Origin of the sequence: Fontibacillus phaseoli (genome assembly GCF_003337355.1) — a bacterium.
Lineage (GTDB): Bacteria > Bacillota > Bacilli > Paenibacillales > Paenibacillaceae > Fontibacillus > Fontibacillus phaseoli.
The window spans coordinates 29488-50124 of sequence record NZ_QPJW01000006.1 but is presented as its reverse complement, the minus strand read 5'-3'; the positions used below and the strand labels follow the sequence as shown (position 1 = coordinate 50124).

The window sequence follows — 20637 nt, the reverse complement described above, 5'->3', positions numbered from 1 at the left end:
TGGTTTTGTTGGTTTTGTTGGTTTTGTTGGTTTTGTTGGTTTTGTTGGTTTTGTTAGTTTTGTTGGTTTTGTTGGTTTTGCTGGTTTTGTTGGCATTACTAATGTTGCTGTTAAGCTGTGGTTACTATTGCTGCTTTCGTTACTGTTGTGCTAATGCTACTGGTGTGGTTTGTGTTGCTGGTTGTCTCTCGAACGTTAGACCAGCTCTTTAATCTGATCCATCATAGTGCCGCTTGTTGGAACGATGATTCGTCCGTTTATCGGGTCATTGTCAGCCTTTGCAGGCTTTCTTTAGCTGTTTGTTGGACTGATGCCGGTTGATCGCCAGACTGGCCGTTGAACAATTCGCAAGGGAACATTTTATAGGTGTTCGTCTAGTGTTTGTCCGGTGTTTGTCCGGTACTTGCCCGGTACTTGCCCGGTACTTGTCCGGTACTTGCCCGGTACTTGTCCGGTACTTGCCGGTACTTGCCTGGTACTTGTCCGGTACTTCTCAATTATTCAACCAATTTCAGTTGCTCCCGCAACTACTTCTTGATCCCCAGTTCCGGGAACGAGAAGTAAAATTCGGGGAATCCGAACACGTATGGAAGATAATCGTACAGTTGGAAGAAGATAACGACGCCGTTATCCTTCAGGTAATAATCGGGGTTGTTCCCGATGGTTTCGAAGCCTCCGAAGTAGCCTTCGGTCTGCTTCAGTTGTTTGGCGATGGCAGGGTCGACGATGTTGCGGAAGTTGGGGTTGGCGCGCAGCACTTCATCCAAGGTCAGCAGCTTGCCGTCGCTCAAGCGGAAGGTAAGACCTTCTCTGAAGCTAATGCCGTGCGCTCCTCCCGTGTAAGCGTAGGTCTGCTCCAGGATGCTCAGGAGCCCGCCCCGGTTATAAGTAACAGTGTAGTTGCCAATGTACTCGTATGGACTGCCGTTCGGCGAAGGCTGATTTTCCTTTGCTTCCTTCAGCGACTTCTGTACGAATGTATCGGCCCTTGCTTGAAGCAGGGTATTGATCTTCATCTCGGCCTCTTTGCTCCGCAAACCGCTGACCTGAGGATACTGCACCTTGATGGAAGCTTCGGGAATTGCCTTCTCTATGTTGCGCGTGCTGATCTTGATATCGTTCAAACGGTGTGGGATCAGATTAAGCAAACTTCCGGTTCCGTCCTTATTCCACTCCGAGGTATACCCCAAATTATCGGTAAGTACTTTCACGGATACATAGGGCCTGCCGTCAATAACCTTCCACTCATACGGGAGCACTTGCGTGCTTCCGTCCACAACCGCTTTGGCCCCCGTCTCCGTAGGCTGAAGCTGGACGACGACATTTCCCCGCTTTAACGTGTACGTATTGCTCTTCTCATTGAATTTCACCGGAATCTTTAGGCTTTTGCGAATCAGTTCCAACGGAACCAGTACTGCCTCTTCCCCCATCACGCCTTGCTGTTTCAACGGTTTTCCCTTCAGCGTAACCTGTACCGGCTGACCGGCCTTAGGCTTTTGGACTTGCTCCGTTGCAGACGGACTGCCTTGAGCAGGTTCAGCATAAACAGGAGTTCCCGGTAACCTCATGCCCCCCAATCCGGAAGCCAGTATACCTATAGCAAGCACCGCACATCCTACACGAAAAGCGAACTTTTTCATTTCTCAACCTCACTTCTTCTCGGAGTTACCCCAATTATTCCCCGAGTGTGCAAAATCATGCTCCAGGAAGCTGAGTTATAAAAGAAGTTCCATGCCAGCCGAACGTTTACCGCCCAATTCGCCCGTTAATGCACCGTTAATGCACCCGTAACTGCATCCTCCCTCGATTCCCCCTCAATCGGAACTGCAAGGCTCGGTTCCTTGTCCCCGTCACCCGCCAAATCGATTCTTCCAAGCTCCGATAACTCTCCGACCGCATTTACAGTACCATAGACCAGCAATCCCGACATAAAGTTATCGGAGAAAAACACGCCTTCGCCAAAAGACTTCGGCGGTGTCCCGCTTTCGTTTTTTTCGTCAAGACTGTCCTTCTGCCACTTAACGATCAACAGTCCTTCCTTGTTCACTTCCGCATACCAGGTCATTCCTTTGTATTCCCGCTTCAAACGCAGCGCTTCCCCTTTAGGATACGCATTTGTGGTAGTAAAACCTTCTCCGGTCACCGGAAGCGGCTCGGTGCCCCGCTCGTAGACCAGCTCTAGGCGTGAAGCAACATCCCGGGCTTCAGCCAGGTCCCCGCTCATCAGGGTTTCATAGTTTGCCTGTCCGGAAGGAGTCCGGATCACCGCCCGGTTCTCTTCTTTATTGAACGATACATAGCCGCCCATTTGCTCGGAAAGTAATCTTAGAGGTACATAAGTACGCCCCTCCTTCACGGTAACAGGCGCATCTATGGCTACCTTCTTACCGTTTACCTCAGCAGACTTCTCTCCCGCCTTCAAAAGTATACTCTTCTTATTCGACGGGTTGGATACGACGACGGTTTTCTTCTTGGAATCATAAGAGATATTCCAAGCCGGATCATTCAAGGTGGCGAGTTGAACCAAGGTGCGGTTGTTCACGGTCAAAACTTCCACTTGCAGGCTTCCGTTGACGTATACGCTAGTCTCCTCATTGGCAGGAAGCGCAGAAGCAAAACTTTCCGCCGTAAGCAGCGAGCATAAGATGCCTGCCATAATAAACGCTCTTTTTTTCAATTGAATCATCTCCTTAAACCTCTCTTACTCTATTTACTTCTATAGACGCATACTAAGGAGATAAAGTTGGCTACGCCGGAACATTCGGCGCGCACGCGACCCTACCCGCACGGGACACAGGACCGTGCAAACAAAAAAAGAGCGTGGTTTCCCACACTCTTTTGCTTAGGAATTACTCCCGGCCGCTCTTCAATTCGGTCCAGAAACGGTCGTATACTTGAAGCTTATCACCGACATCTCCCAGCCATTCAGTCCGGGACAATTCGTCTTCCGATAAGTTGATCATTTTATCGCTGTTGTATTCCTCGCTATGAAATTCATGCGCCTTGACGTTCGGATCGCTGTAGCCAATGGATTCATAGTTTTTGGCGCTGTTTTCAGGATCCAGCATGAAGTCGATGAACTTCTCAGCCAGTTCCTGATGCTTGGCGCCCTTCGGGATCGCATAGTTGTCGGACCAGATCGTTCCGCCTTCCTTAGGCACTACATAGGCTACGTCCGGATTGTCTTTGGCAATGACGGATGCGTCTCCGGACCAAACCGTTGCGATCCAGCCTTCTTCTTGAATCATCTTTTGCTTGATATTGTCGGTGTCAAAAGCGAGCACGCTCGGCAGCAGATTTTTCAAATCGTCCACTGCGGCGGTGATTTCGCCTTCATCGGTCGAACTGTTCGATTTTCCGGCTTTTTTCAGCGCCATGCCGATTACTTCACGGTTATCGTCCAACAGGATGACTTTCCCCTTGTATTCGGGATTCCAAAGGTCATCCCAGCTGTCGATCTCGTCTTTAACGTATTTCGTATTGTATGCGATGCCTGTGACTCCGGAGGTGTAAACGATGGAATACTTGTTGTCCGGGTCAAAGGACGGGTTCTTGTACGTATCGGAAATATTCGCAAAATTGTGAATATTGTCCTTGTTCAACGGTGCGAGCAGATCCTGCTTGATCATGGTTGCCACCATATAGTCGGAAGGCTGGATCAAATCATAGCCACCGCCGCCTGCTTTGATTTTGGCGAGCAGATCTTCATTGTTGGCAAACACATCGTAGTTAATCTTCACATCGTTCTGCTTTTCAAAAGCTGCCAGTACGTCTGCGTCAAAGTTGTCCGCCCAGCTGTAAATGTTCAGCGTTTCCTTGGACGATCCACAACCCGACAATACCGCAAGCACCATAGTAGCCGCCAGCACCAGGCCGGCCCATTTCATTTTTTTCAATTCTTTATCTCCTCTCTTTCTTTCATCCATTGGAATTTATCATCAGAATGTAGCAAACTACAACCTATTTTCAAGTAAGGTGTCTTAGAACGGGAGAACTGATTGTTTCTTCTGGCCCTTCCCTCTATTTAACATGAATTGAGCCAGGAAAATCAATGTCACGCTGACGAGGATTAATATCGTACAAAGCGCGTTAATTTCCGGGGAAATACCCCGTTTTACCTGACCATAAATATAAATCGGCAAAGTCGTCGAGCTCGGACCGCTGACGAAGAAGCTGACCATGAAATCGTCAAGCGACATCGTAAAAGCGATCAATGCCCCCGAGATGATCCCAGGCATGATTTGCGGCAAGGTAACATGCCGAAAGGTTTGCCAAGCATCTGCACCAAGATCCTGAGCCGCTTCTTCCAATTGGCCTCCCATGCCCGTCAGTCTCGTTGTCACGATCACATAGACATAGGAAACGCAGAAGGTGATATGCGCGATAATAATCGTCATTTTACCTAGCGGCATATGGAATTGGGTGAACAGGACCAGCAGGGATAACCCCATGATGATGTCCGGAATGATGATCGGCAGATAAAGCAGACCGCCCACTCCGGCTTTGGTCTTCCGGCCAACCTTGCGAATCGTTAGCGCAGCCAGCGTACCAAGCAAGGTCGAAACCACGGTTGAAACAAGCGCAACGGTCATTGTGTTGCCCAGTGCTTCCATGACGTGCCGGTTAGTGAACAGAGAGGCATACCATTCAAACGTAAAGCCGCTCCAGTCCGCAGCAAGCCGGGAACTATTGAACGAATAGGCGATAATGAATGCAATCGGTACGTAAATGAATATCATGACCAGCAGGGAATGGATTCCGAGCAACGGATGATTTTTCCGCTTCATCAGCGTCCCTCCTTTGCCGTCAAATGTCTGGATGTCATCGCTTTATTAAACAGGGCGATTAATACCAGCGACGTGATCACGAAGATCACCGATAACGCCGAGCCGAACGGCCAATTGCGCGCTCCGAGGAACTGACTTTGAATAATGTTGCTGATCATTGCCGATTTGGCCCCGCCCAGAATATCGGTTACCACGAACATGCCGGTCGTCGATACATACACCAGCACTGAGCCCGTCATAATCCCGGACTTCGTCTGCGGCAGCGTAATGTGCCAGAACGATTTCCAGCCGGTTGCACCCAGGTCGCTCGCCGCTTCAAGGAGCTTCTTATCCATCTGCTCCAGCGCCACATAGATGGGCAGCACCATAAACGGAATAAAGGTATACACCATGCCCAGCAGCACCGCGCCCTTGGTGTACAGCATTTGCAGGGGCTCCTGAATCAATCCGAAATCAATCAGCAAATTGTTCACCACGCCCTGCGTCCGCAGCAGCAGCACCCAGGCATAAGTACGGATCAGAAAGTTGATCCAGAACGGAATCGTGATCAGCGCCAGTCCCCAGGTTTGCATCCTCGGACCGGCATTTGCGATATAGTAGGCCAACGGGTAACTGAGCAGCAAACATAAAACGGTAGTCAATACGGACAGGACAATCGTGTCCCAGTAAATCCCTAAATAAAGCGGATCAAAGAACGTGGCATAAGCGTCCAGATTTAAATTGAACACCACATTGCCGAGTTCGTCCCGGCCCATAAAAGAAATCCCTATAACGATCAGCATCGGAACGACCAGGAACAGGCTCAGCCAAAGGAGGACCGGCAGAAGGCCCAGGCTTGATTTCTTCATGACCCGATAACCACCTCATCCTCCGTATTCCAATTCACGCCGATTTTTTCTCCAACTTCCCATGGGCGGTCATCGGTAAAATCAAACACGATAGACACCGTCATCGGTTCATCGTCGAGCTGAACGATCAGTTTGTGGATGCTCCCCAGATAGAGGACATCCAGCACTTCTCCCATCCGCTTAGCCCCGTCCTGATTACGGACGGCTTTCAGTTTTTCCGGACGCACAGCAAACAACCGCCCATCTTGTGAGAAAATATTGTTCTCTCCCACAAATGTAGCGGAAAACAGCGTAGTCGGCGTAGCGTATATTTCCCGCGGCGTCCCGATCTGTTCCACCTTGCCGCTGTTCATGATCACGATCCGGTCGGACAGCATCATCGCTTCCTCCTGATCATGCGTTACGTATACGAACGTAATGCCAAGGCTGCGCTGCAGATGCTTCAGCTCGGACTGCAGGTTCTTCCGCAGTTGCAGATCCAACGCGCCAAGCGGCTCGTCCAGAAGCAGCACTTTGGGCTTGTTGGCGATCGCACGGGCAATCGCTACGCGCTGCTGCTGCCCACCCGAAAGCTGATGCGGGTAACGTTTGACCAGCGGAGTCAGTTGCGTCATGGTTACGGCTTCATGAACGCGCTCCCGCTGTTCTTTAGCCGGCATTTTTTTCATTTTTAGCCCGAAGGCGATATTGTCTTCTACCGTCATGTGCGGAAACAAGGCATAATGCTGAAAGACCAGGTTCAAATCCCGGCGATTCGGAGGCAAACTCGTCAAATCGGCCCCGTCCAGCAAAATCTTCCCTTTGGTCGGTTGCTCGAATCCGGCGATCATGCGTAAAATCGTCGTCTTGCCACAGCCGCTCGGGCCCAGCAAGGTAAGGAATTCCCCTTCCTTAATGGTGAGCGAAAGCGGATGCACAACGACTTGTCCCTGAAAGTGTTTTTCAACCCCGGACAGCTCAATCATCTATGCATCAACTCCTTCATAGGTTGTGTGATAAAAAGTTGCCTTTAAGAAAAAAAAGCCATATCCATTGGTATGGCTGTTTCAGGTCTATCGATTCATTTTTTGCATATTCACTATACCTTGTTTTGGCGCGGGATACAACTCTTTTCTAGCCAACACCGGCAAGACGAGTCAAGGAATATAGCAAAATATCAAACATTATTTAATAGAAGGAATAAGGCTTAGGAAGCCTGAACAAAAGCAGGGTTATAGTTCGATGGCTACGGCGTCCGAGATTACCCATAACACAAATATGCAATTACTTCCATAATTAATTTAATATTCCTATTTCTCCAATAGTAATATACTGGAATTATTCCATTATATTAGGAGGTTTAGATTATGAAGATTTTAAAGAAGGCAGGCACGTTGTTTAGTATTGGAGTTTTATGCTTGGCATTAAATTTGGGTACAGCGAGTGCAGCAAGTACAGAAAGTGAAGTCGTTCATAATCCGGATGTGAATGGAGTAGCCGGCCTGGACTTAAATAAGTATTTTGAGGATAACAATATCCCGGCTGAAAAGCAAACCATTTTACTGAGTAAAGTGGAAAACAACGAGCTATGGGACGCTTACAAACCGGAATCATTAAGCCTGTTGCCCGATGATTTCTATTCCTTCAATTTTTTTGACGGTTCGCAAACCAAGTATTATAGATTCGATGATGGATCATTCATGTCAGTCGGCGTGGAAGTCGGTGGATCGCAATTGGTGAAGGGAGATCATGCAAATAAAGGGGATTCGTCACTAATTTCCCCTCTCGGATCATGGAATCATGGCGATTATATCGACGTTTGGGACTACAAAGTAAGCAAAGCCGTAGGTACGGCAAGCGCCTACTACTACGCTGACTTCGAAGTCGGGCTCCCGGGGACAAGAAAGAGCAGAATAACTAATTTATATGGGGCTAATGCTAGCGGATTCGGAGTAACCGGTACTCCTTCTACGGAAATTGTCAGAGAATATGAAGATCCAGGCAGAAGCAGATCTGCCTTGGCCCGCTCCTATTGGTACAGCCAAGCAAATTTATCATTTTCATGGGAATATGGCGTGGTAGGCGGTGGGGCAGAGACCACTATAGGTACCACATGCTCCTTATGGCTAGGTGTAATCAACGGTCAAATCTTCGTAGATAGTAGAGTTCCTTATATTTAAGATGTCCTATGAAAAATAAGCTGATCCTTACCGCCATATTCATACTCATAGTTAGCTTGACAACCGTATTGATAAGTAAATCCATTAGCACCAACGATACGCCGGCCGAATATCAGTTTGAAATTCATACAGCGGATTTTGACATAAAAGATATTCATCTGGTCTCCTTCGGCAGTCATCTGTACTTGGCTCCGAATTATTACATGGAGCTTCCGGGCGGGCAACAGAAATTTGACGGCATTGTTATTTCCGGTACGATAGATGGAGTAAATGTTTTGGATACCGCGATCGGGGGCGATCCTTTCCATCGGCACGAGACCCACTTAACGGAGTATTTGGGGGAAGGGATTCTATTTAACGGCCTGAAAATCGTAAAGAATTCCATCATGAAAGTGCATATTTCCTATACCGTGGATTCGGTGAAAAAGGATTACTACGAGGACATCCGATTGACCGAAAAACTAAAGCCGTTCACCAAAACAACCGGAACCACGCAAAACAATACAAAATAAAAAAGAAGCCGGGTTTCCCGACAGTAATATCTGTCAGGGCCCGGCTTCCGTTTTAGTTTATTTCATTTCAAAAATGACGCTGAGCGTCGTCTTCAATGTCACTTCGCCCGGTTCCACGGCCGTGCTTGCGCCTGCATCCGCGGTGGCCTTCATCTGTAGAGCTTCATTTTGCATGTAAATCGGAGTTTCCCCTCCGCCCGATTGCGTCACGCTGACTACGACGCCGAGGCTGCGGCCGGCCGATTTGGCAATCGCTGCCGCCTTCAGCTTAGCATTGCTCATCGCCTTCTCGATCACTTGCTCCTGGTACTGATCCGGGTTCTCGGTACTGAACCGGATATTGTCGATCCGGTTGGCTCCGGCTTGCGAAACAGCGTCCAGCAATTGGCCGACTTTCGCTAAATCGCGATAGGTTACGTTCAACGTATGCTGGGCGGTGTATCCTTTTACTTTTTGGCCTTCTTTTTCGGTGTAGGTATAGTTAGGCTGCACGTAGAATTGGCCGGTTTGAATGTCCTTGGCGTCAATATTCCAGGTATCCTTCAGTAGCGTATTGATCTTGGCGATCTTCGCCGCATTTGCGTTTTGGGCTTCCTTCGCCGTATCGGCCTGCGTCTCCACGCCGAGCGATAAGTAAGCGACATCCGGTTTGGCTGAAATTTCGCCGCTCCCCACTACGCTTATGATATTCTTCTGCAACTCACTGTCGGCATAAACAGGCTGGGAGGCGTTGAGCGCCCCGCTCAAAAACGTTCCGCCTACGAGTAAAGTTCCCGCTATCAGTACTACACCTACAGGTTTTATCCAAGTTTTCATGAATTGACCCTCCATTTATTGGTGAATTTAACTACTAAACGCAGTTCAAGATCAAATGTTGCAGGACAAACCACAAAATCTTAATAAATTATTTTTAACTGGATAACCTCCAGCTATTTTGCGCTTTTGGGCGTGTTGTATGTAATTAACTGGAAAAAATGCAGCTAATATATCTATTAAAGGCCTTGGAGTATAAAATCAGTTGGATTAGCTGGAGGATTTCCAGTAAATTGTGCTGATTTGGCCATTTACCCGAAAAATAACTGGAGAAAATCCAGTTATTTTTCCCGCCAAGGCACACATAAATAAAAGGGGATGAATCCGCTCGCATACACGGATTCATCCCCTTCGTTTTTGCACAAGAATCGAAGTAAACTAAAATTACTGGTTCTCCAATTCCTCTTTGCTGACCAAATTGATTAAAGCGTTTGCAGCCTGCTCGGCGTCCGCACCTTCCGCGCTGATGTAAATCTCGGTGCCTGTGCTGATGGCAAGGCTCATAATGCCCATGATACTCTTGGCATTCACTTTTTTATCGTCTTTCTCAACGAAAATTTCGGACGAGTATTTATTCGCTTCCTGAACGAAAAGCGCCGCCGGCCGGGCGTGAAGACCCGTTTTCAGACGAACGGTTACCGGGTTTTTGATCATCAAACCTTACCCCCTAATACAAATTCGATCACGTGTTCAACGATGTGAACATTTATAATTTATACCATTATATCATACACAGCCTACGTCACACTAGCAAAACAACTTTAGCTCCCGCGAATTTTTTCCGCCAACTCGTCGATCTTGCGCAGCCGATGGTTTACGCCGGACTTGCTTACCGTACCCTTTAGCAGTTCGCCGACTTCCTTAAGGTTCATATCCGGATGCGCGAGACGCACCTCGGCGACTTCCCGCAACTTGTCGGGCAAGTTCTCGAGACCTACTTCTTTTTGCAGCAGCCTGATGTTGTCGATTTGCCGTACGGCCGCCCCGATCGTTTTATTCAAATTAGCGGTTTCGCAATTGACGATCCGGTTAACGGAGTTCCGCATATCGCGCATAATCCGCACATCCTCAAATTTGAACAGTGCCTGGTGCGCGCCGATAATGTTCAGCAGCTCGATGATTTTTTCGCCTTCCTTGATGTAAAAAATAAAGCCCTTCTTGCGTTCGATGCAGCGTGCGTTCAAATGAAATTCATTGGCCAAATCAACAAGCGCCTGACAGTGCTCTTCGTACATGGAGGAGATCTCCAGGTGATAGGAAGAGCCTTCCGGGTTGTTGACCGAGCCGCCGGCCAGGAACGCGCCACGCAGGTACGCCCGCTTACAACAGTTTTTCCGGGTAAGGTCGGGATTAATCCCCGGCGTAAAAATAAATCCCTCCGAAACAATCTGCAGATCCTTCAAAATCTCCTGAACCCGGCCCGGAATGCGCACGATATAAACATTGTTTTTCTTGAGGCGCATCTTCTTGCGAACCAACAGTTCGGTGTGGATCTGAAAATGCTTTTTCAACAAAGAATAAATCCGCCTTGCTATCGCGGCGTTTTCCGTCGAAATATCCAGAATGACCTTTTTGTTGGAAACCTGAACCGAACCGTTCATCCGGATCAACGCGGACAGTTCAGCCAGTTCACAGCAGGCATCAGCCTCGACCATGGTCAATTCTTTTTTGGTTTGCGCCGCAAACGACAAGGGACTCACCTCTTTCGTAAAATCCAGTTTTGCACCAACTGATATATATGATGGCTCAATTTGTCCGCATCATGCCGCAAATAACGGCGAAACAGCACGAGTGTATCAGCGATGACTTTATATCCCCGGCCCGTTACCACATCCCAGTCGACTTGAACGGGCTTGGCGCCTTTCTCGGCGTAGAAATCCTGAACTTGCGTCGGGATCTCGCCGTCATTGACGATGACGTAATCAAACAGGTGGTGACCCACATGCTCGTAAACGGCCTGCAAGTGATCGCTGACCGTATAATCGTCGGTTTCGCCCGGCTGGGTCATCACATTGCAGACGAAAATCTTTATTGCGCTCTCATTTTCCAGTACGGCCTCAGCCAGCTTGGGCACCAACAGATTCGGAATGATGCTGGTGTACAGGCTTCCCGGTCCGATCAGAATGGCATCGGCTTCCCGGATGGCCTCCACCGCTTCAGGCAGAGGTTCGACTTCTTCCGGCTCCAGAAAAATCCGCTTGATCTTGCCGCCGGCTTCCGGAATCTTGGATTCGCCCGTAATAATCGATCCGTCTTCCATCTCCGCATGGAGCACCACCGCCTGGCCGGCGGCCGGCAATACGCGCCCGCGTACGGCAAACACGCGGCTAAGCTCGCGGACCGCCGTAACGAAATCACCGGAAATATCGGTGATCGCCGCTAAAATCAAATTGCCCAAACTATGTCCGGCCAAACCCGAACCGGAAGCGAAACGGTAATTAAGCATATCCGACAACAACGGCTCGACGTCCGCCAAAGCGGTTAATACGTTACGGATATCCCCCGGAGGCGGCATCTGCAGCTCGCTACGGAGAATTCCGGAACTGCCGCCATCGTCGGCTACGGTAACAATGGCCGTGATGTCGAGCGGTTTCTCTTTCAACCCGCGAAGCATGACCGATAGGCCGGTTCCCCCGCCCATCACCACGATCCGCGGCACTCTTCCTTCCTTGGCCCGATTTGCCACTTCTGACTCACCACTTTCTGAGCGGCCACTAATGCCGGTCCCGGCCCTCGTCCCGATGACTCACGCGAATGCTTTCCGTTTCGCTGGTCCCGAGCATCCGGCCCAAATATTCGGCGATCGCCACCGAACGGTGCTTACCGCCGGTACAGCCGATCCCGATAATGACCTGGCTTTTTCCCTCTTTATGATATTGAGGCAGCAGGAAGTGCAGCATGTCTAACAACTTGGTCAGGAATACCTGAGTTTCCGGCCACTTCATAACATAATCATATACTTCACTGTCTTGTCCCGTGTGCGGACGAAGCTGTTCAATGTAATGCGGGTTCGGCAGGAACCGGACGTCAAACACCAGGTCGGCGTCGATCGGTATGCCGTATTTAAATCCGAAAGATGTTATATTAACAGATAAATTGCTGCTCTCCAAGTGGGAAAACCGGGTAATGATCTTTTCTTTCAACTGGGCCGGCTTCATGCTGCTGGTATCGATGACCTGGGTAGCCGACAGTTTCAGTTCCTCAAGCATTTTGCGCTCCAGCCGGATTCCGTCGAGCGGCATCCCCTCCGGAGCCAACGGGTGGCGACGGCGGCTTTCTTTATACCGCTGTACCAGCACCGCGTCGGTGGCGTCCAGAAACAGGATTTCGCTTTTGATGGTGAAATGATCTTTAATATACCCAAGCGACTCCGACAGGGCGGTGAAAAATTCCCGGCCGCGAAGGTCGATGACAAGCGCCACTTTGGCGATCTTGCCCTTGGACTGTTCGATCAGCTCCGCAAACTTAGGGATAAGAACCGGGGGTAAATTATCGACGCAGAAAAATCCGAGATCTTCCAAGCTTCTCACAGCAAGTGACTTACCGGCTCCCGACATGCCAGTAATAATCATCAGATTGGCAACTGAAGAAGTATCTTTTTCCGGCATCCTTTTCCCTCCTCGAAAGTTCTCCTATTCCTTATATCTCTTATATAAACTTCTATTACGAACGAAGGAACAATCCGGCCGCGCCGACCATTCCGGCGTCGTTCCCCAGGGAAGCAGGGACGATTTTGAGGCCTTTTTGGACCGGCTCCGGCGTATGCTTGGCAAAAACATTGCGAACCTCATCGAACAAAATGTCTCCGGCTTTGGACACGCCGCCGCCGATAATGAATAGCTCCGGATTCAGCACGACGGCAACCGCTGCCAGCGATTTACCGAGATAGAAAGCGGCGCGGTTTACGATCCGGATCGCCGTTTCATCGCCGGCTTTTGCCGCGTCAAAAACGTCTTTGGCCATAATATTTTCGACCAGAGCAAGGGAAGTGCGTTCCCCGCGCGCTACGGCATCCTTGGCCATGCGGATAATTCCCGTTGCAGATGAAACCGTCTCCAGGCAGCCCATTTGGCCGCAGCCGCATTGAATCGCTTCGAGATCCGGGACAACAGCCATATGTCCCAACTCCCCTGCCAATCCGCTAAACCCTTGATAGATTTTGCCGTCAATAATGATGCCGCCGCCGACGCCGGTACCCAGCGTATAGCATACGCAGTTATCAACACCTTTGCCTGCACCGCCCCAAGCCTCGCCCAGTGCCGCCACGTTGGCGTCGTTGTCTATTTTGATCGACTTGCCCAAACGTTCTTCCAGGATTTCACGAATGTGAAGATCCCTCAAACCTACATTCGGCGCCAAAATAATAATGCCTTCGCGTACGTTAGTAAAACCGGCCACCCCGGCACCTACACCTGCAACTTGCTCCCACTCAAAAGGGGATTGCTCCACAATCAGGCGAACGTAGCGCTCGATGTTATTAACGATCGTTTCAGCGCCCTTCTCCGTTTCGGTGGGCCCTTCGTAAGTATGAAGAAGCTGACCTTCTTCATTACAGATGCCGACTTTAATCGCCGTTCCGCCCAGGTCAACACCAATGTAGATTTTTTCAGACATTGTACAAGCCACCTTTTTCTCTAAATAGTAAATAATACGGTAATATTCCTACGTACCCACTATAAGCGAACCCATCCGTTCGGTCAAGAGACGCAGGAAGTCAGAGAATCCAGTAAAGACAAGGCTTTCCGGCAATATGACAACGATCACAACCCTTGGAAAAAGAAACCGCCCCGACTCCGCATAAAGCGGAAATCAAAGGCGGTGGCCCGGTTATGACATGATCCGTTTCTGCCCTTCCAGAGCGCGAATCGGCGCGATATTTTGCGTGAATTCGAGAGTGCCCAGATACCGTCCGTCCTCGCTGCGAACCGCAAAGTAACGGATATAAACAAATTTGTCCTTGATCGGAATCCAGAAGTCCTCGTCATCCTTTTTCCCGGCTTTGAAATCCGCCAGCAGTTCGTTCACGATATGCACGCTTTGCGGCGGGTGGCAGTTCTGTACCGTCCGGCCGATGACCGCCTTCGTGCGGGCAAAGATCCGCTCCTTGCCGTGGGAGAAGTAACGGACCACGTCGTTCTCGTCGATAAAAGTCAAATCAACGGGTAGATGGTTCATGACCGCTTCAAGCTGCTCCACCGACAGGATGCCGGTCTGGAATTTCACGTACCCCTGGGGAGCCCCGTCATCCTCTCCGCTTTCGTCCTCCGCCGTTTCCATGCCCGGAATCGGAGAACGCTCGGGAATCCACTCCTGATCGGGAGACGTTAGGCAAAAGCCGATCTGATCGCTTTCGCGGGCGATTTTTACCCATTCGTCTTCGGTCAGCTTCTCCAAGGCCATCGGCAGCAAAATGTTCTCTTCTTTGAAGATCATCGCATTTACTTCCTGGATGATCCGCTCCAGATCGATGCATAGCATCTCCTGATCGCCGTCATAGGATGTCAGTTTGGCCTTGACCTCCTTGATCATCGCGCGAATGCCGTCATCGACGCCCCACATGACCTTGGTCGGCCCAAAGATCCCGTATCTCTCCAAATAAGGAAAGAGCAAATTCTCTTTTCTGCTGTAGTGCTTATCGATGTCAAGCAGCAAACTCAAGTCCTCCAACAGCTTGAAAATAATGTCTTCGGAGACGTCCTTTTTGAATTTGTCCAAATGAAGTGCTATTTTGAAATTGACCAGCCGCTCAATCTCGCGGTTCTCCAGCTTGAACGTATGAACCGGGTGCCCCGGCTGTTCTTCCGGCGTGGAGGAACGATGAATGTCTTCGATCGAGCCTTTAAAAATTTCGGTATGCACGGAACATAGGCGCTGCACCTCTTCGACGGGAATGCCTTCCTCCTCCATCAGCGCATGCTCCATCGCGGAGATTTCGGACACGGTAACATCGCCTACGGCTTCTTCAAAGCGGGCTTTCACTTCCGCTACGCTCTTCCCTTCATGCAGTTCCTTAATGATTTCCTTCAGCAGAGCCTGACGACGCGTCTGTTCCGGTACGCTTTGCTCCCGGTTGTTGATGAGTTCGCTCATTTTGAGATCTCCCTTCACCTTTTCATTTTAATTTGTTGTCCATGGGCCTGATATGCCGCTAAAAGTCTGATCAAATAATCTATCAATATTAAAATAAGTAAAATTTAAGTGATAACCGTTCTCACATAAAAAGTAGCATAGCGAATATAGCCGACTTGTGATTGTAATCACAAATTAAAATTTGTTGGTCCAGACGGTTTATTTTTCCTCACCAATTTGCCACAATAGATTCCGAAAGGAATGATTCCAGTGATGATGACAAGCAAAAACATCTTATATATCGAAGACGACCGGGAAATCGGGGAGTGGGTCAGCACGGATTTAAAGGAACGCGGGTACGGAGTCACCTGGCTGACCAGCGGGGATCGTGCCGTCGAAGAAGCGGGTTCGTGCCAACTGGCTATCCTGGATGTCATGCTACCCGGACTGGACGGATTTACCGTAGGACAGCGGCTAAAAAAGCAGTATCCCGGCTTGCCGGTACTGATGCTGTCCGCCCGGACATCGATCGATGACAAGCTGCAGGGACTGCAGTTCGCCGACGACTACCTGACCAAGCCGTTTCATCCCGACGAGCTGGCGGCCCGGGTTGAGGTACTGCTGCGCCGCAGCGGCGCGGCTTCCTCCGAGGCGTTGGAATTAAAGCATCTGCTCGTGTACGAGAAGGAAAACACGATCAAAAACCGGGAGACGGGGGAAGAAATCGTACTGACCGGGAAGCAGTTTCACATTTTTCAATATTTACTGAGACACCTCGGGCAGATCATGACCAAGGAACAAATTTTCGAAGCGGTCTGGGGTGAGCCTTACCTCGACGGAGATAAAACCCTGATGGTACATATCCGCCATTTGCGCGAAAAATTAGAGCGTGATCCCGCCACCCCGGAAATTATCGAAACGATCCGGGGCATCGGCTATCGGGTGCGGTCATGAGACCCGCCCGCAAACTCAAATTCCGCAACTCGCTGCTGTCGCGCTATCTGGTCATCATTTGCTTCGCGCTCGTGTTCATCCCGATTCTGATTCCATTCAGCTTTATGGCTTCGTGGGGTGTTAACCGGCTGCTGTTTCCCCAGTCGGTGGAGCAAGAACCGATTCCGCGCTCCTACGGGTCCGCCTATACGCTAGAGGAGACATGGCACAAAGAAGCTCTGGCCTTGGGCGGAAAAACGCCGGCGGAAATCGATGCCGGTCTGAAGAATCTCAAACAACGCTATCCGGATGCTTCCATGTTCTGGGTCGATGCGGAAGGCGTGACCCGCCTTCGGTTGCCCGAACGGAGCGGCCTGCCGGCCAAATGGTCACCGGAGGACGCCATTTCCTATATGAAAACGGCCGTGGACTCCGACCCTTTTACCATCGTCGCTTTTATCGGCGGGGAAAAAGAGGCGGCGGGGCAAGGCTTCATGGTATTTGAACTTCCTCGTAAACATATGAAAAAGACGACCAGAAACGGAGATGGAGATTCCCGGTTTTACGGGTTCTTTATGTTTTTGATGTTTGCCTTCTTTATTCTGCTATCGTATTTATTCTTCCGGGATATCCGGAAACGCCTACTCCGGCTGGAATCGGGCATGACCCGGACCGGGCCGAACGGATTGCCGGTCCGGATTCCCACGGGCCGGCCGGATGAAATCGGGCGGCTTGAACAGGCGTTCAATCATATGGTCGACGAGCTCGGCCACAGCAGGCGCCGGGAGAATGAGGAGGAAGAGCTCCGCAAGAGCCTGATCAGCAATCTCTCGCACGACTTGCGGACCCCGCTGACCGTTCTCGCCGGGCAGCTGTATTCGTTCCGCAAGGAACCGCTCTCCGAGCAGGGCCGGACATCCCTCTCCCTGATGGAGACCAAAATCGACGATCTCAGCGGGCTGATCGACCATCTGCTCTCCTACAATCTGCTCGCCAGCGGGCGGTACGCTTTGAATTTGGAGAGTCGGGACGTCCTCCGCGTCGTCCGGGTGAGTGCCGCCGCCTGGTACCCGCTCTGGGAAAAGGCCGGCATCGAGGCCGACATCGACCTGCCGGAGGAGCCGCTGTCCTGGCGGATCGACGAGCAGGGCTTCCGCCGCGTGCTCGACAACCTGTTCCAGAACCTCGTGCGGCACGCGAGCTCCGGCGGCTACGTCGGCATCTCGTTAGCCCGGCGGCACGGCCGGACGGCGCTGGTCGTCACGGACCGGGGGCCCGGCCTGGGCGCGGCTTCCCCGGCGAAAGGCGCCGGCCTCGGCCTGCAGATCGTCGATCTGCTGCTGCGGGAAATGAGCCTCGTCCGTGAGACGGAATCGTCCACGGAGGGCGGGACGAGGATTTATATTTATCCGTCGGTGTAGCGCGAAGGTACTAACCGACGACCGACCGCTGTAATTAACTGGAAAACATGCAGCTAATTCACGCTTAAGGGGCGCGCTGCCCCAATTAACTGGAAAACCTCCAGCTAATTTGCCCTAATACGGTTCATTTGCGCGTAAAGGGGCGAATTACATGCAGGTTTTCCAGTTATTTTATTTATATAGCTGAATACAGCAAAATTAACTGGAGAAAGTCCAGTTATTGCTTCTGGGGGATCGATGTCTATATACCCGCTTTGGGCATTATTTGCTTATACTGCCGGTTACGACGACCAGAGCCACTATCGCAGCAGATTATATTTAAAGTTACTTCTACACCCACTCCTACCGTACCCACTTCTGCTAACTTTTCGCCAATTTGCACACCAGTACGATTACGTACACACTTACAATTTCACTATTAATCTCATTGCTCTAACTGCTCTTTTTGTCACTATTGCCACTACTTCACTACTTTAACTAAGCACTCGCTCATTCACTCGACTTTCACCTTACTTTCACCTTACACCCGCCATTCTCTATTTACTCTTGCCACCACCATTCCCGTCCCCCCTCTTCCCTCGCTTAAACAAAATTTAAACTTGCCCCCCCTTCACCTTTAAACTTCGGACGGTATGATCATTACCGAGGTGATTTGACGTGAACGAAATGATTATTCAAACGAAGGGCTTAACGAAAAAATATCGGGGACGCTTTGCAGTGGACCATTTGGACTTGGAAATTGCCAAAGGGGATATCTACGGTTTCCTCGGCCCGAACGGGGCCGGGAAAACGACTACAATCCGCATGCTGCTCGGCTTGATTGGGCCGACCAAAGGCTCAATCTCCATCTTCGGGCGCGAGCTCCGCAAAGACAAGCTCGCGATACTCCGCCGGATCGGGTCGCTCGTCGAGTACCCGTCCTATTACGGCCATCTGAACGCCGTCGACAACCTGGAGGCGATCCGCCGCATCCTCGGCGCGCCGAAGTCGCGCATCGACGAGGTGCTGGAGATCGTCTCGCTGACGAGCGAGTCCCGCCGGGCGGTCAAAGGCTACTCGCTCGGGATGAAGCAGCGGCTCGGCATCGCGGCCTCCCTGCTCGGCAGCCCGGATCTGCTCATTCTCGACGAGCCGACCAACGGCCTCGACCCCGCCGGGATCCACGAGATCCGCGAGCTGATCAAAAGCATGCCGGTCCAATACGGCATTACCGTGCTCGTCTCCAGCCATTTGCTGGGCGAAGTCGAGCAGATGGCCAATCGGGTCGGCATTATCCGGGAAGGACGGATGGTGTTCCAGGATACGATCCAGAATTTGCGGTTTCAAGCATCGCACGATATGGAACTGGTCGTCTCCGAGCCCGATTCCGCGCTTTGGTTGGCCCGCGACCTGGGGGCCGCCGGCAACTTGAAGGAAGGCACACTGGTATTCCCGGGCATGAAAGACCCGCAGGTAGCCCAGCTCGTCAAGCGTCTGGTCGAGAACGGGCATGACATTTACCGGGTAGAGCAGAATAAGAAATCGCTGGAAGATATCTTCATGCAGGTCATCGGGGAGGGAAGCCGGCCATGATGCTCCGCTCGCTCTCCGCCGACTTTTTGAAAATCCGCGGCAAAGGAATCTGGTTCCTGATTTTTCTGGCTCCCGTCGGGCTCGTGGCCATGCAGGCGTTGAACTTTGGGCTGCGGCTCGATTACCTGAAAAAACAGTACGCGGATGACCTCTGGGGCGGCCTGATTAGCAATGTCGTCATCTTCGTCCCCATTGCGCTTTATCTGGGCGTAACCCTGGTCAGCTCTTTGGTCGCTAATGTAGAACATCAAATGAGTTCTTGGAAACAGCTGCTCGCGTTGCCCATTTCCAGAACCGCCGTGTTTAGCGGCAAGTTTACACTTTGTTTCCTGCTTCTTACTGCATCCTGCATATTGCTGCCGATCTTTACGATCGTACTTGGCTTGGCGTTGGGGTTCGGCACCGATATTCCGCTGGGCGACATCCTGCGGATGGGCTTTTTCCCTTACCTGGGCGCGCTGCCTTTGCTCGCGCTTCAGTTGTGGCTGTCGCTAACCTTCCGCAACCAGGCCCTGCCAGTGACATTGGGGGTAGCGGCTGCAATCATGTCTCCGTTCGCCATGCAGCTCCCGGAATGGTTCCCGCTCAATTGGCCCGCCTTCGGTTATAGCGGTCCTCATGCCAGTTGGTTCGTCGGCGCGGGCATCATCTGCGGCGCCGTCATCATGGTAATGGGCATGATCCATTTCAACCGAAAGGATGTGGAATAAATGGGCACCTTTTTCCGTGTCTTATCTTCGGAAAGACTGAAGATGTCGAAGTCGCGCATCTGGCTGCTTCTGCTGGCCAGTCCCTTGTTGTCTACGTTGATCGGCGCGTTGGCCGAAACGTCGTATAGCGATGCTAATCCCTGGACCGTCATGCTCGGCGCAATGGCCATGCTCCATGCCTTGTTCTTCCTGCCGATTATGTCCGGCCTGCTCCCGGCCTTTCTGTGCCGGTACGAGCACACCGGCGGCGGCTGGAAGCAGTTGCTTGTCCTGCCGGTCTCGCGAAGTGCCGTTTACCTGGCCAAGTTCACCATCGTGGCCGGCCTGCTGGCCCTCTGCCAGCTGATCTTCCTGGGCGGCGTTCTCGCCGCTGGCTGGATTCAGGCCTTCACGGCACCGATCCCGTGGGCCATGATCGCCTCCAGCCTGCTCGGCGGCTGGATCGCCTGTATGCCGCTGGTTGCGCTGCAGCTCGGCGTATCCCTGAGCTGGGCGAGCTTTGCCGCTCCGCTCGCCCTGAATGTCTCGCTGACGATCCCCAACATCCTGATCGTCAGTTCGGCAAAAATCGGCCCGTTCTATCCGTGGGCCCAGCCCGTTCTTGCCATGATGCCATCCGGGGAAGAGAACTACGGCGCGTTTAACCTTCCGCTCGAAAGTTTGATGATTACCGTTGTCGGCAGCTTCCTGCTGTTCCTTGCGGCCGGTCTGATTCATTTCCGCCGTAAGGAAATTTAACAACCGCAAAGAAACCGCCCGGGCATGAGCCGCGCACTCTAGTTGAAGTGCGCACTCCCGGACGGTTTTTCTGTC

20 protein-coding genes are annotated in these 20637 nt (G+C 51.2%); 7 read left to right on the top strand and 13 right to left on the bottom strand.

Annotation, left to right across the window (positions count from 1 at the left end; all coding sequences use genetic code 11):
- Window positions 1–527: 527 nt before the first annotated feature.
- From DFP94_RS15610 to DFP94_RS15585, 6 genes are all read right to left on the bottom strand, one after another.
- Window positions 528–1640 (bottom strand): PdaC/SigV domain-containing protein, encoded by a 1113-nt coding sequence (locus DFP94_RS15610; RefSeq protein ID WP_114497396.1) that lies wholly within the window; start codon window positions 1638–1640, stop codon window positions 528–530.
- Window positions 1641–1765: 125 nt separating this feature from the next.
- Window positions 1766–2677 (bottom strand): copper amine oxidase N-terminal domain-containing protein, encoded by a 912-nt coding sequence (locus DFP94_RS15605; protein ID WP_181873171.1) that lies wholly within the window; start codon window positions 2675–2677, stop codon window positions 1766–1768.
- A gap of 172 nt (window positions 2678–2849) precedes the next feature.
- Entirely contained in the window at window positions 2850–3896 is a 1047-nt protein-coding gene (locus DFP94_RS15600; protein ID WP_114497394.1) for an ABC transporter substrate-binding protein, read from the bottom strand.
- An 84-nt stretch (window positions 3897–3980) separates the two neighbouring features.
- Window positions 3981–4787: an ABC transporter permease gene (locus DFP94_RS15595; protein ID WP_114497393.1), complete on the bottom strand. Its 807-nt coding sequence runs from the start codon at window positions 4785–4787 to the stop codon at window positions 3981–3983.
- Window positions 4787–5635, bottom strand: a complete 849-nt coding sequence (locus tag DFP94_RS15590) for an ABC transporter permease (protein ID WP_114497392.1) — start codon at window positions 5633–5635, stop codon at window positions 4787–4789. Before DFP94_RS15590 ends, DFP94_RS15595 begins: the two co-directional genes overlap by 1 nt.
- A complete protein-coding gene (locus DFP94_RS15585) occupies window positions 5632–6600 on the bottom strand; it encodes an ABC transporter ATP-binding protein (protein ID WP_114497391.1) in 969 nt (322 codons plus the stop codon). The genes DFP94_RS15590 and DFP94_RS15585 overlap by 4 nt, the downstream gene beginning before the upstream one ends.
- A 381-nt stretch (window positions 6601–6981) precedes the next feature.
- On the opposite strand from DFP94_RS15585, the gene DFP94_RS15580 reads away from it, so the two are divergent.
- Together DFP94_RS15580 and DFP94_RS15575 are read left to right on the top strand one after the other, a co-directional pair.
- Window positions 6982–7794, top strand: a complete 813-nt coding sequence (locus DFP94_RS15580) for a hypothetical protein (RefSeq protein ID WP_114497390.1) — start codon at window positions 6982–6984, stop codon at window positions 7792–7794.
- Between the two features lie 8 nt (window positions 7795–7802).
- Entirely contained in the window at window positions 7803–8306 is a 504-nt protein-coding gene (locus DFP94_RS15575; RefSeq protein ID WP_114497389.1) for a hypothetical protein, read from the top strand.
- Between the two features lie 57 nt (window positions 8307–8363).
- Here DFP94_RS15575 and DFP94_RS15570 read toward each other — a convergent pair whose 3' ends face one another.
- The 7 genes from DFP94_RS15570 to DFP94_RS15540 all read right to left on the bottom strand — a co-directional run bounded on the left by DFP94_RS15570 (window position 8364) and on the right by DFP94_RS15540 (window position 15209).
- A complete protein-coding gene (locus DFP94_RS15570; protein ID WP_114497388.1) occupies window positions 8364–9122 on the bottom strand; it encodes an SIMPL domain-containing protein in 759 nt (252 codons plus the stop codon).
- 381 nt (window positions 9123–9503) lie between these two features.
- Window positions 9504–9773, bottom strand: coding sequence for an HPr family phosphocarrier protein (locus DFP94_RS15565; RefSeq protein ID WP_114497387.1), 270 nt, complete (start codon window positions 9771–9773; stop codon window positions 9504–9506).
- A gap of 107 nt (window positions 9774–9880) precedes the next feature.
- Window positions 9881–10810 carry a DNA-binding protein WhiA gene (whiA, locus tag DFP94_RS15560; RefSeq protein WP_114497386.1) on the bottom strand — a complete coding sequence of 310 codons (930 nt, stop codon included), beginning with the start codon at window positions 10808–10810 and terminating at the stop codon, window positions 9881–9883.
- 5 nt (window positions 10811–10815) lie between these two features.
- Window positions 10816–11760 (bottom strand): gluconeogenesis factor YvcK family protein, encoded by a 945-nt coding sequence (locus DFP94_RS15555; RefSeq protein WP_114497560.1) that lies wholly within the window; start codon window positions 11758–11760, stop codon window positions 10816–10818.
- A gap of 73 nt (window positions 11761–11833) precedes the next feature.
- On the bottom strand, window positions 11834–12727 hold the full coding sequence (rapZ, locus tag DFP94_RS15550; RefSeq protein ID WP_114497385.1) for an RNase adapter RapZ: 894 nt from the start codon (window positions 12725–12727) through the stop codon (window positions 11834–11836).
- A gap of 55 nt (window positions 12728–12782) precedes the next feature.
- The gene (locus tag DFP94_RS15545; protein ID WP_114497384.1) at window positions 12783–13733 is read right to left on the bottom strand and encodes an ROK family glucokinase; all 951 of its coding nucleotides are present in this window, start codon (window positions 13731–13733) and stop codon (window positions 12783–12785) included.
- Between the two features lie 213 nt (window positions 13734–13946).
- Complete coding sequence (locus tag DFP94_RS15540; protein WP_114497383.1) at window positions 13947–15209, bottom strand: DUF438 domain-containing protein; 1263 nt, start codon at window positions 15207–15209, stop codon at window positions 13947–13949.
- Window positions 15210–15464: 255 nt separating this feature from the next.
- Here DFP94_RS15540 and DFP94_RS15535 point away from each other — a divergent pair, with 255 nt between their 5' ends.
- From DFP94_RS15535 to DFP94_RS15515, 5 genes are all read left to right on the top strand, one after another.
- On the top strand, window positions 15465–16142 hold the full coding sequence (locus DFP94_RS15535) for a response regulator transcription factor (protein WP_425459261.1): 678 nt from the start codon (window positions 15465–15467) through the stop codon (window positions 16140–16142).
- Window positions 16139–17542 carry a sensor histidine kinase gene (locus tag DFP94_RS15530; RefSeq protein WP_114497381.1) on the top strand — a complete coding sequence of 468 codons (1404 nt, stop codon included), beginning with the start codon at window positions 16139–16141 and terminating at the stop codon, window positions 17540–17542. Before DFP94_RS15535 ends, DFP94_RS15530 begins: the two co-directional genes overlap by 4 nt.
- A 657-nt stretch (window positions 17543–18199) precedes the next feature.
- A complete protein-coding gene (locus DFP94_RS15525; protein ID WP_114497380.1) occupies window positions 18200–19114 on the top strand; it encodes an ABC transporter ATP-binding protein in 915 nt (304 codons plus the stop codon).
- Window positions 19111–19824, top strand: coding sequence for an ABC transporter permease (locus DFP94_RS15520; protein ID WP_114497379.1), 714 nt, complete (start codon window positions 19111–19113; stop codon window positions 19822–19824). The genes DFP94_RS15525 and DFP94_RS15520 overlap by 4 nt, the downstream gene beginning before the upstream one ends.
- Entirely contained in the window at window positions 19825–20562 is a 738-nt protein-coding gene (locus tag DFP94_RS15515; RefSeq protein WP_114497378.1) for an ABC transporter permease, read from the top strand.
- The last annotated feature ends 75 nt before the right edge of the window (window positions 20563–20637 follow it).

Bases quoted from the DNA above. Each gene is read 5' to 3' on its own strand.
- DFP94_RS15610 (WP_114497396.1), bottom strand. From the start codon at position 1,640: ATGAAAAAGTTCGCTTTTCGTGTAGGATGTGCGGTGCTTGCTATAGGT.
- DFP94_RS15595 (WP_114497393.1), bottom strand. From the start codon at position 4,787: ATGAAGCGGAAAAATCATCCGTTGCTCGGAATCCATTCCCTGCTGGTC.
- DFP94_RS15590 (WP_114497392.1), bottom strand. From the start codon at position 5,635: ATGAAGAAATCAAGCCTGGGCCTTCTGCCGGTCCTCCTTTGGCTGAGC.
- DFP94_RS15585 (WP_114497391.1), bottom strand. From the start codon at position 6,600: ATGATTGAGCTGTCCGGGGTTGAAAAACACTTTCAGGGACAAGTCGTT.
- DFP94_RS15580 (WP_114497390.1), top strand. From the start codon at position 6,982: ATGAAGATTTTAAAGAAGGCAGGCACGTTGTTTAGTATTGGAGTTTTA.
- DFP94_RS15575 (WP_114497389.1), top strand. From the start codon at position 7,803: ATGAAAAATAAGCTGATCCTTACCGCCATATTCATACTCATAGTTAGC.
- DFP94_RS15570 (WP_114497388.1), bottom strand. From the start codon at position 9,122: ATGAAAACTTGGATAAAACCTGTAGGTGTAGTACTGATAGCGGGAACT.
- DFP94_RS15565 (WP_114497387.1), bottom strand. From the start codon at position 9,773: ATGATCAAAAACCCGGTAACCGTTCGTCTGAAAACGGGTCTTCACGCC.
- DFP94_RS15555 (WP_114497560.1), bottom strand. From the start codon at position 11,760: ATGGGCGGGGGAACCGGCCTATCGGTCATGCTTCGCGGGTTGAAAGAG.
- rapZ (WP_114497385.1), bottom strand. From the start codon at position 12,727: ATGCCGGAAAAAGATACTTCTTCAGTTGCCAATCTGATGATTATTACT.
- DFP94_RS15545 (WP_114497384.1), bottom strand. From the start codon at position 13,733: ATGTCTGAAAAAATCTACATTGGTGTTGACCTGGGCGGAACGGCGATT.
- DFP94_RS15540 (WP_114497383.1), bottom strand. From the start codon at position 15,209: ATGAGCGAACTCATCAACAACCGGGAGCAAAGCGTACCGGAACAGACG.
- DFP94_RS15535 (WP_425459261.1), top strand. From the start codon at position 15,465: ATGACAAGCAAAAACATCTTATATATCGAAGACGACCGGGAAATCGGG.
- DFP94_RS15530 (WP_114497381.1), top strand. From the start codon at position 16,139: ATGAGACCCGCCCGCAAACTCAAATTCCGCAACTCGCTGCTGTCGCGC.
- DFP94_RS15520 (WP_114497379.1), top strand. From the start codon at position 19,111: ATGATGCTCCGCTCGCTCTCCGCCGACTTTTTGAAAATCCGCGGCAAA.
- DFP94_RS15515 (WP_114497378.1), top strand. From the start codon at position 19,825: ATGGGCACCTTTTTCCGTGTCTTATCTTCGGAAAGACTGAAGATGTCG.